11 protein-coding genes are annotated in these 13,743 nt (G+C 66.3%); 4 read left to right on the top strand and 7 right to left on the bottom strand.

The genetic code is table 11. The features are described from left to right. Positions 1-16: 16 nt before the first annotated feature. Complete coding sequence (locus D3226_RS09485; RefSeq protein WP_202382305.1) at positions 17-1,306, top strand: MFS transporter; 1,290 nt, start codon at positions 17-19, stop codon at positions 1,304-1,306. A gap of 75 nt (positions 1,307-1,381) precedes the next feature. Here the strand turns inward: D3226_RS09485 and D3226_RS09490 are convergent, their stop codons facing one another. After that, on the bottom strand, positions 1,382-3,907 hold the full coding sequence (locus D3226_RS09490; RefSeq protein WP_202382306.1) for a YhgE/Pip domain-containing protein: 2,526 nt from the start codon (positions 3,905-3,907) through the stop codon (positions 1,382-1,384). 33 nt (positions 3,908-3,940) lie between these two features. Further along, complete coding sequence (locus tag D3226_RS09495; protein ID WP_337248958.1) at positions 3,941-4,645, bottom strand: ATP-binding cassette domain-containing protein; 705 nt, start codon at positions 4,643-4,645, stop codon at positions 3,941-3,943. Positions 4,646-4,782: 137 nt separating this feature from the next. On the opposite strand from D3226_RS09495, the gene D3226_RS09500 reads away from it, so the two are divergent. The 3 genes from D3226_RS09500 (at position 4,783) to D3226_RS09510 (ending at position 7,230) form a co-directional block, all read left to right on the top strand. Continuing rightward, a complete protein-coding gene (locus tag D3226_RS09500; protein ID WP_202382307.1) occupies positions 4,783-5,967 on the top strand; it encodes an LLM class flavin-dependent oxidoreductase in 1,185 nt (394 codons plus the stop codon). Positions 5,968-6,062: 95 nt separating this feature from the next. Continuing rightward, entirely contained in the window at positions 6,063-6,521 is a 459-nt protein-coding gene (locus D3226_RS09505) for a MarR family winged helix-turn-helix transcriptional regulator (RefSeq protein WP_202382308.1), read from the top strand. Positions 6,522-6,537: 16 nt separating this feature from the next. Continuing rightward, positions 6,538-7,230, top strand: coding sequence for a CE1759 family FMN reductase (locus D3226_RS09510; RefSeq protein WP_202382309.1), 693 nt, complete (start codon positions 6,538-6,540; stop codon positions 7,228-7,230). A gap of 1 nt (position 7,231) precedes the next feature. Here the strand turns inward: D3226_RS09510 and D3226_RS09515 are convergent, their stop codons facing one another. The 5 genes from D3226_RS09515 to D3226_RS09535 form a co-directional block, all read right to left on the bottom strand. Then, a complete protein-coding gene (locus D3226_RS09515) occupies positions 7,232-8,347 on the bottom strand; it encodes a hypothetical protein (protein ID WP_202382310.1) in 1,116 nt (371 codons plus the stop codon). Between the two features lie 469 nt (positions 8,348-8,816). Further along, positions 8,817-10,109: an MFS transporter gene (locus D3226_RS09520; RefSeq protein WP_337248959.1), complete on the bottom strand. Its 1,293-nt coding sequence runs from the start codon at positions 10,107-10,109 to the stop codon at positions 8,817-8,819. 126 nt (positions 10,110-10,235) lie between these two features. Beyond that, a complete protein-coding gene (locus D3226_RS09525; RefSeq protein WP_202382311.1) occupies positions 10,236-10,694 on the bottom strand; it encodes a MarR family winged helix-turn-helix transcriptional regulator in 459 nt (152 codons plus the stop codon). A gap of 117 nt (positions 10,695-10,811) precedes the next feature. After that, complete coding sequence (locus D3226_RS09530; RefSeq protein WP_202382312.1) at positions 10,812-12,200, bottom strand: aspartate aminotransferase family protein; 1,389 nt, start codon at positions 12,198-12,200, stop codon at positions 10,812-10,814. 25 nt (positions 12,201-12,225) lie between these two features. Next, on the bottom strand, positions 12,226-13,710 hold the full coding sequence (locus D3226_RS09535) for a CoA-acylating methylmalonate-semialdehyde dehydrogenase (RefSeq protein WP_202382313.1): 1,485 nt from the start codon (positions 13,708-13,710) through the stop codon (positions 12,226-12,228). Positions 13,711-13,743 lie beyond the last annotated feature (33 nt).

Below are 13,743 nucleotides of genomic sequence, written 5' to 3' on the forward strand. Positions count from 1 at the left end.
CCCACCGAAGGACATCATGACCACGACAACCTCCGCTCCCAGGGTCGCACCGCCGCGATCCCAGTTCCGCACCGTCTTCGCCACCAGCTTCGGCAATGCGCTCGAGTGGTTCGACTGGCAGATCTACGCCACGTTCGCGCCGTTCATCGCCGCGCAGCTCTTCAACGCCGAGAACCCGATCTCCTCACTACTGCAGACCTTCGCTATCTTTGCTGTCGGATTCCTCGCTCGACCCCTGGGCGGACTCCTCTTCGGTCTGATCTCAGACCGCTTTGGGCGAAAGTCCTCGCTCATCCTCGCGGTGGGTGCGGCGTCCTTCGGGAGCCTCTTGATCGGCTTGATCCCCACCCACGCCGCAATCGGCGCGTGGGCCGCAGCGTTGTTGCTCGTCGCACGTCTGATCCAGGGGCTGGCGCATGGCGGGGAGATGCCCGCCGCGCAGACCTACATCTCCGAGATCGCTGTTCCCGAGAAGCGAGGCATGTGGTCTTCCCTCATCTATGTATCCGGCACCACGGGCATTCTTTGCGCAACCCTGTTCGGTGCGGTACTCACGGGCGTGATGAGCGTGGAAGCCATGCAGCAGTGGGGCTGGCGCGTTCCCTTCATCGTGGCCGCCGCGATGGGGCTCTTCGTGCTCGTGATGCGCATCGGCATGCATGAGACCGAGTCCTTCACCACCGGTCGGCTGCAAACGCTCACCGAGACCCGACCGGAGCCGCTCCTCCCCGCACGCCGCGCCGCCATGCTGGTGATCCTGCTGACCCTCGGCGCCACCGTGTCGTTCTACGTGTGGGGCGTCACGGCCCCAGCGGTCGCAACCGCGACGCTCGGCATGGACCCGAGCGGTGCGCTCTGGGCGGGTGCCGGTGGCATCATCGTCTTCATCGCCGCGCTGCCGCTCTGGGGCCGACTCTCCGATCGCATCGGTCGGAAGCGTGTGCTGGCAATCAGCCTGCTCGGCACCGCGGCACTCTACTTCCCCATGCAGTCGCTGATGTCCGATCAGCCGTGGACGTTGTTCGTCGCGACCGCGTCCGTGCTCGTCTTCCTCGCGGGCACGATGGCGATCCTGCCCGCTGTGTTCGCCGAGCTCTTCCCCACACACATCCGCACGGTGGGAACGGCTGTCCCCTACAGCATCGCGGTCGCGCTCTTCGGCGGCACGGCACCGTACCTGCAGACCTGGTTCAGCGCGCAGCTCGAACTGCCCTGGCTGTTCTCGCTCTACAGCGTGGTCCTGCTGCTGATCTCCGCGGCAACCGCGATCTTCCTGCTCCCGGAGACGAAGGGCCGCGTGCTCTAGCGTCACGCGCAACGCGCAGTGGGCGGTGCCCCGGACAGGATCCGGGGCACCGCCCACTGCGCGTTTCAGCTTCGCCTAGATCGCGAGCGCCGGGTGGAGCCGCGAGATAGTCCACACCTTCTGTCGCCGCGCCGCCACCGCACTAATGGCGAGCGAACCGACGAACACGACGGCCATCACCGCGAGTGCCACCCAGAAGCGACCATCGATGCCACCACCGATCAGCTGCCGCAGCCCATCAACCACGTACGAGGCGGGCATGAACGGGTGCAGGATCTGGAAGAACTTCGGAGTCGTCTCCACCGGGTAGGTACCGCCCGAGGAAGAGAGCTGCAGCATGAGGAGCACGAGGCTCACCACGCGGCCCGCTGCCGTTCCGAGCACCGCGATGAACATCTGCTGCAGCGCGAGGAACGCGAGCGTGACCAGCAGCATGAACGCCGCCATGCCCACCCAGTGCGTGGGGCGCATCCCGATTCCGTAGACGAGCACCAGCATCATGATGACCACCTGGCCCAGGCCGATCAGTGCGGCGGGCCAGAAGCCAGCCAGCACCGAGCGCAGCCCGGACACGTTCGAAGCCAGCGGGCGCCGCGGCAGCGGCCGCAGGATCAGCCAGGTAATGAGCGCCCCCACGAAGGAGGCCAGTGCGATGAAGAACGGAGCGAAGCCTTCACCGAAACCCTGCACGGCGTTCTCGGTGGATTCGTCGAGCGCCACCGGCTTCGCCATCGTCTCGGCGATCTGCACGGTCTGTCCGTCCGCGAATTCGGGCGCTTCCTCCGCGCCATCGGCGAGCTTCGTCGCGAAGGTGTCGGCGCCGTCGGTGACCTTCTTCGCGCCCTTCGCGAGATCGCCCGACTTCGAGCTGGCCTCCTGCGCGCCGTCGTTCAACTTGGTCGCGCCCTCGGCAAGCTGCCCGGCCCCGTCCGCGAGCTGGTTCGCACCGTCCGCTGCCTTGCCCACACCAGCGGCCAGCTCCGAGCTTCCCGCGGCCGCGTCACGTGTGCCACCGGCGAGCGTGCCCAGACCCGAAGCCAGCTGCCCGCTGCCGTCACGCGCGGCGGTCGACTTCTCCGCGAGCGTGCCCGCGCCGGAGGAGACCTTCGCAGCCCCCGCGTTCAGTTCGGACGCGCTGGAGCTCAGCGTGCCAAGCCCCGACGCAACCGTGTTCGATCCGGTAGCGAGCTTCGCCGCGCTGTCTTGCAGTTCGCCGGTCTTGTCGGCCAGCAGGTGTGTGCCGCCGGCGAGCTCACCCGACTTCGTGGCAAGCGTCTGAGCCCCGGTGTTCGCCGCAGCGATCCCGCCCGAGAGCTGATTTGCCCCGCCCGCGAGCTGCTCAGCGCCCCCAGCAACCTGCTGCGCACCCGCAGAAACCGCGGAAAGCGAGGTGCCCTTCGCGGCAAGCGCGGCCTCGAGGTCAGCGATGGTGGCCTCAGGATTTGCTGCAGCGAAACTCGCGATCGCAGCGGCGCCCTGCGACACCTGAGCTGCGCCGCCCGAGAGCGCCCCAGCATTCTCGGAGAGGCTTGCCGCGCCCTGCGCTGCGTTCGCCGTACCCGCTGCGAGATCTCCCGCACCCGCCGAGAGCGCATCGGCGCCCGCTGCGAGCTCACCCACCTTTGTGTTCAGCGTCACAGTGCCGGCGCTCAACTGGTTCATGCCCTGCGAAAGGGTATTTGCACCCGAGTGGAGCTCTCCGGCCCCCTGGGCGAGCTTGCCGCTGCCATCAGTGACCGCAGCGCTGCCGCTTGCGAGCGCACCGGCGCCCGAGCTGAGCTGGCCCAGCCCATCGCGCAGCTGCCCCGACTTGTCGGCGGCTTCCCCAGCCCCGGCGGCAAGCTTGGCGCTACCGTCAGCGAGCTTCGCGCTGCCGGCGCGAGCGGTGTCGAGCCCACCAGCCAGCTGCTGCGTGCCGTTCACCAGTTCAGGCGATTTCTCCACGATCTGCGCGGTGCCATCGGCGAGCTCCCCGAGCCCCACACTCAGCTTCTGGGTGCCGTCAGACACCTGCTTCGTGCCCGACTCAAGCGCGTCCGCCGCCTCTGCGGCGTCGCGGGTGCCGTTGCTGAGCTTCTCAACGCCGACAAGCACCTGCTCAGCAGCCGTCTGCGTTGCCGTCTCTGCAACCGCGTCGCGCAGTTGCACCATGGCCTGCTTGCCCAGTGTCGACGCGAGGAACGAGTTGTTGTCGTTGTACTGCACTTCGAGGGTGCCGGCCTTCGGATCATCCTGTAGGCCGGCAAGCGTGCTCGAGAAGTCCTTCGGAATGGTCACGGAGAAGTAGACATCACCATCGGCCACCGCGCTCGCCGCGTCGGCGGCGTCGAGGGGCTTCCAGTCGAGATCCTTCCCCGCTTGCAGCTCTTCGAGCACATCGTCGCCGGCGGTGAGCATCTCGCCGTCTGGCTTCTCTGCGGGCTCATCGAGGTTGACGACCGCGACGGGCAGGTTGTTCATGTTGTCGGTGGGCGCCCAGAACGCCCACAGGTACAGCGCGCCATAAATCAGCGGAATGACCAGGAGGACGACCAGCGAGATCTTCGGCAGGGTCCCCCTGCGGAAACGTTGCAGCTCGGTGCCGCGAGTGAACAGTGACATATCTTTCGTCTTCTTCGTGTGTGTCGGTGAGGCTTAGAGTGCGATCACAGCGGGCTCGAGCGCCGCAAAGCGTTCGACATCGCCGGGATCGCTCGTGGCGAGCACGGTGCGGATGCCTCGCCCGGCGAGGGCGGTCAGCCGCTCAGCAAGGAGGTCGCGGTCCGCGGGATCGCGCAGCGCATCAAAATCGTCGAGCACGAGCAGCTCGGGCTCCTCCAGGAGGGCAAGCCCAATACGCAGCAGCTGCTCGGAGGCCGGATCAAGATCACGCACGAGCGTCTCGATTGGGATCAGGGGAAGGCTCCCGAACGCCGGCTCGAGCAGTTCGGCCGCGAGTTCTTGCGTGATGCGAGGAACTCGGCGATACCAGGGCAGCGCCCAGGAAAGCCGTTCCCGGAGGATGTCGGCAACCGTGACCTGGGGCTCGAGGGCGTCAATCGCCTCGAAGCCCGCGATACCGGTGAGTCGACGGATTTCGCCGAGCTTCGCGGTTCCCAGGGTCTCGAGTTCGCCCTCGTGCAGGCGCATCCGGCCAGCAATGCTCAGCAGCAGCGAGGTGCGTCCACTCCCCCGCGTGCCAACGATCGCCGTGACGGGGCGGTCGCTCGTGGCGGTGAGCGGACCGAACACGGGACCGTGCTCGCCCTTCACCAGAGCGTCGCTCAGCGCGACGATGGGCGCGCGAGCGGCGCTGGTGGAGCTGGGCGCTGAGGTGGGCGCGGCGTGCAGTGTGGTCACGATGATCCTTCGCTGTTTTCTTGAACTGACTAGTCAGTCTAAAAGCATGCAGTACGAACGTCAAATTTGGCTGGGAATAGATTCAAACCCCCCGTGTTACATTTATATGCAAGCGCATATAACTGGAGGCAGGCATCATGGAATTTGGGATCTTCTCGGTCAGCGACGTCACTCGCGACCCGGTGGCCGACTACACGCCGAGTGAGGCGGAACGCATCGACGGTCTCGCGAAGATCGCCGTCCACGCCGAAGAGGTCGGCCTCGACGTCTTCGCGATCGGCGAGCATCACAACCCGCCCTTCTTCTCTTCGAGCCCCACCACGTTCCTGGCATACATCGCCGCGCAGACGAAGACGCTCAAGCTCTCGACGAGCACCACGCTCATCACCACGAACGACCCGGTGCGCATTGCCGAGGAGTACGCGATGCTTCAACACCTCGCGAAGGGCCGCATGGACCTCATGCTCGGCCGCGGAAACACCGCGCCCGTGTACCCCTGGTTCGGCAAGGACATCCGCTCCGCACTGCCGCTCGCGCTCGAAAACTACAACCTGCTGCACCGCCTGTGGCGCGAAGACGTTGTCGACTACGAGGGCAACTTCCGCACCCCGTTGCAGGGCTTCACCTCGACGCCCCGCCCGCTCGACGACGTGCCGCCCTTCGTGTGGCACGGCTCAATCCGCACACCGGAGATCGCGGAGCAGGCCGCCTACTACGGTGACGGCTTCTTCGCGAACCACCTGTTTGCGCCGTCCGAGCACTTCCTACGCCTCGTACGCTTCTACCGCGAGCGCTTCGAGCACTACGGTCACGGCACGCAGAAGCAGGCGATCGTTGGCCTCGGCGGCCAGGCGTTCATCGCAAAGAAGTCGCAGGACGCGGCAGCGCAGTTCCGGCCCTACTTCAACGAGGCCCCGGTCTACGGCCACGGCCCCCGCATGGAGGACTTCACGCAGCAGACTCCGCTGACGGTCGGCAGCCCGCAGGAGGTCATCGACAAGACACTCACGTTCCGCGAGACGTTCGGTGACTACCAGCGGCAGATGTTCCTCGTCGATCACGCGGGTCTGCCGCTCAAGACGGTGCTTGAGCAGCTCGATATGCTGGGCTCCGAGGTGATCCCCGTGCTTCGCAAGGAGATGGCGGCCCGCCGCGATCCCGAGGTTCCCGACTCGCCAAGCCACGAGAGCCTCGTGAAGGCAAAGTACGGCGACGAGGCTCCGCGCCAGCCGCGGCCGAACGCCAACCGCGGCGACAACGTGACGGGCGGATCGCCCTACCAGGATTCGTCGGCAAAGCCCGGCGCTTCCTTCGGCCTGTAGTCAGCACGGTGTGGTGCGGCGGCTTCCCCGCCGCACCACCCCATCTGCCCCGCACCTTCCCACCCAACCCGCATCACCACCCGAGAGGACCGCTCATGAGCACCCCGCAGCGCGCAGACATTCGGCTCAGCAATGAGTCGTGGGAAGCGCTGATGACGGCCCACGCCACGCTCATGGGCACCTTCGGCGCCGAGAACATTTGGGGCGAGGCGAGCGTGCGAGAGTACGACGTGCTCTACACGCTCGCGAAGCACGGCGCTCCCATGCGCATCTGTGAGATCCAGAGCAGCGTGCTGCTCAGCCAGCCGGCGCTCTCACGCATGATCGACCGGCTCACCACCCGCGGGCTGCTCGCCCGCGCCGCCGATGAACAGGATGGGCGCGCGGTACGCGTCTCGCTTACCGAAGACGGCGTACGTGTGCAGCGAGAGATTGGTCGCGCACACGCGAAAAGCGTTGCCCGCGAGGTGGGATCACGCCTCACCGCGGATGAAATGCACGAGCTGACGCGGCTGACCCGCAAGCTCGTTGCCCCCGCCGAACCCCAGATCTAAAGAGGAACAGACCATCATGAACACTCCCCTCGACGGCGGCGTCCCCGCCTCGCGCACCGTGAGCATCGCGGTCGTCAGCGCCGGCACCAGCGATCCGTCCACCACCACCATGCTCGCGCGTCGCGTGGCCGACAAGGCGGCCACCCTGGCTGCGCGGCACGGCGTCGACGCCCAGATCCGCATGGTCGATCTTCGCGCACTCGCTGCTGACGTGACCACCGCGATGGTGTCCCAGCACATTTCGCCTGCGCTTCAGGAGGCGAGCGACATCATGCGCGACGCTGACGCGATCGTGGCGTCCACCCCGGTGTACAAGGCCGGCGCAAGCGGACTCTTCACGAGCTTCTTCCAGGTGCTCGATAATGACCTCCTGATCGGCACCCCCGTGGTGCTGGCGGCGACCGCGGGGAGTGCCCGGCACGCACTCGTGGTCGACGATCAGCTGCGCGGGCTCTTCGCTTACCTGCGAACGGTCACCGTGCCGACCGGGCTTTTCGCGGCGCCCGACGACTGGAACCACAGCGACTTCGGGACCCGCATCGAGCGCGCCGCCGCTGAACTCGTCGCGCTCGTCGTGGGCGGCTTCCGCAGCGCGGTGCGCGACGAGACGTGGGGCGCGTACCAGCATTCCTACGGCAGCGCCGGCGGCACCGAGCTTGGCATCAACCTCGATTCCGATCTGATGCGTCTCGCCACGGGCGGCCGCTAGTTTACTGCTCGAGGTCTCCAAGCACGCGAGCACGCTTCATCGCGGAGACCGAGGCGTAGCGCTGTCGACGAACCCAGGCGCTCCCCTGCCCGCGCCGCGGATTGGGGAGCGCCTCACGAAGCGTCACATGGCCCGCCGTGATGCCTTCCGCGTCGGGGGTAGTCAGCAGGAACAGTTGGTACTCATCCTCGTCCCACCCAGCGAGCCGAGCGGCTCGAATCACCTCCGCGATCCTGTGGTCTCGAGCGCTGCCGCTGCGCATCCGACGCTCGATCTCCTCAGGCCGCCAATCCACCCGTTCAATTCGCTCCAGGATTTTCGGAACTTCGGGTTGTAGCGCACCTTCCGCGTAGAAGCCCAAATGGCTGATCTTCCGAAAATAGCGACCCGTCTGACATACATAGGCAGAAACACTCTGGTAGAGCGGCCAGGCATTTCGTGCCGGAACAACCCCCGCAATCGCCTCGGCAGCACTTGGTTTGCGGTTCAACAGCTCGGGAACCCGACACTGTGTGCCCACCCACTCTTCGAGGTCCGGTGAGATCCAACGAAGCAGCTCGGTTGCCTGCTCGTATCGTTCCTCAAGCGGAAGATCGAAGATTGCCTGATGGTGCGCAATCCTGTTGCGCAGGTTCTTCAGTGCAAGAAGGCTTCGCTTCACACTCGCACGCAGAAATCCCGGACCTCGATGCGGAAAGGCATAAACAAGATGGCTCCGGAAAAGCTGCTCGTATGCTGGCCCAAACACCGCGTCCCAAACTCCGAACGTCATTGACGCAAGCACTTTGTCACGCGAGGCAGTGCCCTGACGAGATCCGAGATGCCGATACGCAGTCTGGGCGAAAGTGAGGTCAGATTCTCTCAAGAAGGTGGGGCTGGCGAACCACCATCCCTCCGCGGAAGCAACGCGAGCTGACTCAACTACCTCGAGCTCCCGGAGCACGTCATCGACAGCTTTCCGCACCGCAACCTCAACGTGGCAGATGAGCTCAAAGAACGCGCCGGAAACTGACACGTTCCACTCGTACAGGCGCTGGGCGGCCTCCGGATCATGATTCGCCGCGATCAGATACTCGTCGAAGCGCCGAGCCGCAATCCATTTCGTGACGTCTGCCATGATTCTCCCTGGATCTTTGGCGTTCCCCAGCCTAAGATGAGCATATACGCCTCAGATCGGCCTCTGGTCCCTAGCAGATTACGCCGCTGAGGCGTTTTTCCGTTCAGACGTGGCCTTTCTCCAGCGCACACACTCGCCCGCTGGGAAGGATGTTTGCGCAAGGGTGCACATTAGCCCAGAGTTATCTACCCCATCGCAGAGAAGCTACCCGTTGGGTAGAGGCATCTCGCCCAATCGAGCCCTCACCGGACTCGCAGGGAGCCGAGCGTCGGCAAGGGAAACGTCTCGCCACGGGCGGCCGCTAACGGGGCGACCGACGCCCGGGCACGCACCCGCACGCCGCCACATACCCTCGCGCACCCGCCCGCATCCACCCGCACGCGCGCGCAGGGCAGGATCTTCACGAAAGGGTAGGCAATCGCACGGGATTGCCTCCCCTGACGCGGAGAAGCTACCCGTTGGGGGCGGCTCAGGCGTCGCCCGCGGTGATCGCCGCGGCTTCCTCCGTTGCCGTCTCGTGCGGGCGACCGATGTGCGCGAGGTGGCGGCCGCCGACGAGCAGTGCGACAATCGCGAGCACCACGGCGGCGGCACCAACGAAGTACGGCACGGGCGCACCAAGTGCGGCAGCGAGCGGACCCGCAATGGCCGGCGCAATCGCACCGCCCATGAAGCGGACACCCGAGTACGTGGACGACGCGACGTTGCGGGGCAAGTCCGTCGCCTCCATGACGGCTTCCGTGAGCGCGGTGTTCATTACGCCGAGCAGCAAGCCGCTCACCACAACCACTGTGACCAGGCCCGGCAGCGAGTCTACGAACACACCGAGCAGCACGAGGCAGACGGTCAGCCCGCCGAGCATCGTGAAGAGCACAGGGCGCAAACCGAGCTTGCGCGTCAGCACGGGTGCGACAAGCACCGAGGTGATCGCGAGCGCGAGCCCCCACCCGAAGAAGACGAGCCCGAGTTCGCTCGCCCCGAACTCGCGGCCGCTTGCGTGCGCGGCGGCCTCGAGTGGGTAGGGGCTGTACGCGAGCAGCATGAAGAAGCCGAAGTTGTAGCAGAGCGCCACGAGTGACAGCGCCAGCAGCGCCGGGTTGCGAAGCGCGCGGAAGCTCGCAAGGAGCGACACCTTCGCGGGCGGCTCTACCGTGGCGCCCGCGGCGGGCTTCGGGCTGCGCAGCAGTGCGAGGATCGCGATCAGCGCGATCGCCATGAGCGCCGCCGTACCAAAGAACGGACCCCGCCACGAGACGGAGCCGAGTGCCCCGCCGATGAGCGGGCCGGTGGCGAGGCCGATCCCAAGCGCCGCTTCGTACAGCACGACCGCCTGGCGTGCACCGCCCGCGGCGGCCCCCACAATCGCGGCGAGTGCGGTCGAGATGAAGAGCGCATTACCGAGGCCCCAGCCCGCACGGAAGCCGATGATCGCGTCGACAGAGCCCGCGGCGCCAGCGAGCGCCGCGAACACGACAACGAGCACGAGGCCGGCGATGAGCGTGCGCTTCACCCCGATGCGACTCGACACCCAACTCGTGAAGAACATCGCGATTCCGGTGATGAAGAGGTAGCTCGTAAAGAGCAGCATCGTCTCGCTCGGCGTCGCTCCGAGCTCGCGACTGATCGCGGGCAGGATGGGGTCGACGAGGCCGATGCCCATGAAGGACACGGCGCAGGCGAAGGCAATGGCCCACACTGCGGTGGGCTGCTTCAGGATGGAGGGGCGCGGCGCGGTGGGCTGCGCGGCCTTCGCGGCGATCACGGGTACGGCCTGGGGTGCGGTCTCAGCGGACGTGGGAGTCTCCTCTATAGAACGGGATGGATCGAGATTGGGATCGCGGGGCGCCGCCGCGCGAGATGCACGGCGCGGCGGCGCGATGGGTCCCGGCTAGCGCGTGTCAGCGTCGATCTGGTCGCTGAGCTGCTGCAGGAGTTCGGTGGCGCGCACAAGGGTGGCGCGATCGAAGTCAGTGAGCTGCGCGAGGTGCGGATCGACCGCAGCCGCGGCGGTCTGCCGATAGTCGGCGAGCGCAGCACGGCCTGCGTCGGTCACGGCGACGAGCGTGGCGCGCCCGTCTTCGGGGTCGGGGCCGCGCGTCAGCCACCCTTCCCCCTCGAGCCGCTGCACCAGAGCAGTCATCGTGGGCTGCGCCACTCGTTGCTGCTGGGCGAGCACACTGATGCGGGTCGGGGTACGGCTCACCTCGCCGAGCACTCGCCAAGCGACCGTCGAGTAGTGCACTCCAGGCACACGGCCGAGCGTGCGCGTAAACCGGCTCGTGGCGACGAGCAAATCCAGAGCAGTGCGATCCTTATCCGCGGCAGCTGTGGCGATTTCTTTGCTCATAGTCAGACAGAGTAGCACTATTTACATAGCTCACCTATTCATTGCCGCGGGACCAACGTCCACACAACGACGCAGGGCCGGATCCCAATGGGATCCGGCCCTGCGTTGCTTCGGCGACTACGCCGTGACGTAGCCGTCTGCGACATCAAGTGCCGCATCGATGATCTCAAGGCCCGCGATGAGGTCTTCCTCGGAGATGATCAGCGGGGGCGCCACCTGCAGGCGGTTACCCGCAGCGAAGGGCCACAGCCCCTTCGCCTTGCACGCCGCCACAACCGCGTTGAACGGAGCCGCAGCTTCGCCCGCCGCGTTGAACGGTACGAGCGGCTCGCGCGTCTCGGCGTTCTTCACGAGCTCGATGGCCCAGAAGAGCCCCGTGCCACGGACCTCGCCGACGGATGCGTGCTTTGCCGCCATCGCCTCGAGGCGCGGGCGCACCACACGCTCACCCAGATCGCGCACGCGCTCCAGGATTCCCTCTTCCTCGAAGATGTCGAACGTGGCAACGCCGGCCGCACACGCGAGCGGGTGGCCCGAGTAGGTCAGCCCGCCGGGGAACGAGCGCTCCTCGAACGTGGCGTGGATCGCCTCGCTGATCACCACGCCGCCAAGCGGCACGTAGCCCGAGTTGACACCCTTCGCGAAGGTGACGAGATCGGGGTTCACGCCGAACGCCTGGTAGGCGAACCACTCGCCCGTGCGGCCGAAGCCGGCCATGACCTCGTCGCAGACCATCACGATGCCGAACTCGTCACACAGCGCGCGCACGCCCTCGAGGTAACCGGGCGGCGGCACGAGAATGCCGTTCGTGCCGGTGACCGACTCGAGGATGATCGCGGCGATCGTGCCGGGGCCCTCAAGCTCGATGGTCTGACGCAGGTGCGCAAGCGCACGCTCCGACTCCTGCTCCGGGGTCTCAGCGTAGAACGCCGAGCGGTAGGCGTACGGTCCGATGAAGTGGACGACGCCCGCGTCGAGCGTGCCGTTCGCCCAGCGGCGGGGCTCACCCGTGAGGGTGATCGCGGTGCCGGTGGAGCCGTGGTACGAGCGGTAGCGCGAGAGCACCTTCTGGCGACCGGTGTGATGGCGCGCCATACGCACGGCGTACTCGATCGCGTCCGCGCCGCCGTTCGTGAAGAACACCGAGCGCGCACCCTCGAAGGAGTGCTCAACGATGCGCTTCGCGAGCTCGCCGCGCACATCGTTTGCCATTGCGGGCTGGATGGTCGCGAGGCGACCGGCCTGCTCCTGGATCGCCTGCACAAGACCGGGGTGCTGGTGCCCCAGGTTCAGGTTGACAAGCTGCGACGAGAAGTCGAGGAACTCGTTCCCGTCGTAGTCCCAGAAGCGCACGCCTTCGCCCTTCGCGATGGGCAGGGGGTTGATGGCCCCCTGCGCCGACCACGAGTGGAAGACGTACTGACGATCGTTCGCGCGCACCTCGCGCTGCGCCTCGGTGTCGCCGAACTGCTGCTCGGCACCGTTCAGATCAATGTAGTCAGCCATGACTGCAGTCTCCTTCGAATCCGTCTTAGCTGTTGCTCGGGAAGCCGAGGTCAACCTTCGACTGGTCCGGGTTCGGCCAGCGCGTGGTGACGACCTTCGAGCGGGTGTAGAAGTGCACGGACTCGGGGCCGTAGATGTGTGCGTCGCCGAAGAGCGAATCCTTCCAGCCACCGAAGGAGAAGGAACCGACGGGCACGGGGATCGGCACGTTGATGCCCACCATGCCGGCCTCAACCTCGAACTCGAACTGGCGCGCCAGGCCGCCATCACGCGTGAAGATCGCGGTGCCGTTGCCGAACTGGTGCTCGTTGATGAGCTTGACGCCCTCTTCGTAGGTGTCAACGCGCACCACTGCGAGCACGGGGCCGAAGATCTCCTCGCGGTACACCTTCGAGTCGGTCTTCACGTGATCGATCAGCGAGACGCCAGTGAAGAAGCCGTTGCCCTCGAACTGGGTCTCACGGCCGTCGACCACCACGGTCGCGCCCTCGGCCGCAGCGCCTGCGACGTAGGACTCGACGCGCTCCTTGGCCTCCTTGGTGATGAGCGGGCCCATCTCCGATGCGGGGTCGGTGCCATCACCGATCTTGAGGTCCTTCATGCGATCGGCGATCTTCTGCACGAGCTCGTCGCCCGTGTTGCCCACGGCAACGACGACCGAGACGGCCATGCAGCGCTCGCCAGCCGAGCCGTACGCGGCGGAGACCGCAGCATCAGCCGACATGTTGAGATCAGCGTCGGGCATGACGATCATGTGGTTCTTCGCGCCACCGAGCGCCTGCACGCGCTTGCCGTTGGCAGCTGCGCGCTCGTAGATGTACTTCGCAATGGGGGTCGAGCCCACAAAGCTGATCGCCTTCACCGACGGGCTGTCGAGCAGCGTATCGACGGCAACCTTGTCACCGTGTACGACGTTGAGCACACCGTCGGGCAGGCCGGCCTCGCGGAACAGATCCGCGATGAACACCGAGGCGGAGGGATCGCGCTCGGAGGGCTTCAGTACGACAGTGTTGCCGCAGGCGATTGCCGAGGCAATCATCCAGAGCGGAACCATCACGGGGAAGTTGAAGGGGGTGATCGCGGCAACAACGCCGACGGGCTGCTTCACCGAGTGCACGTCAACGCCGGTCGAGACCTGCTCGTCGCGTTCGCCCTTCAGCAGGTGGAGGAGACCCGAGGCGAACTCGACATTCTCGAGGCCACGTGCGATCTCGCCCGCAGCGTCCGAGAGGACCTTGCCGTGCTCGCTGGTGACAATCGCCGAGAGCTCGGGGGTGCGCTGCTTGAGCAGCTGGCGCAGGTTGAAGAACACGTCAGCGCGCTTCGTGAGGCTCGTCTTGCGCCACATCGGCAGTGCAGCCTGGGCTGCAGCAATGGCCTGCTCGACGGTCTCGACCGAAGCGATGCCCAGCTCGTGCTGCTGCTCGCCCGTCGCGGGGTTGTAGACCGCCTGGTAGCGCTCGCCTGCGTCGACCTTCTCGCCGCCAATGACGTGGGGAATGCGTGCCATGCTGCTCGCCCTCTTTTCCATGGTGTGGGGATT

Origin of the sequence: Leucobacter chromiireducens subsp. chromiireducens (genome assembly GCF_016758255.1) — a bacterium.
GTDB classification, from domain to species: Bacteria; Actinomycetota; Actinomycetes; order Actinomycetales; family Microbacteriaceae; genus Leucobacter; species Leucobacter chromiireducens.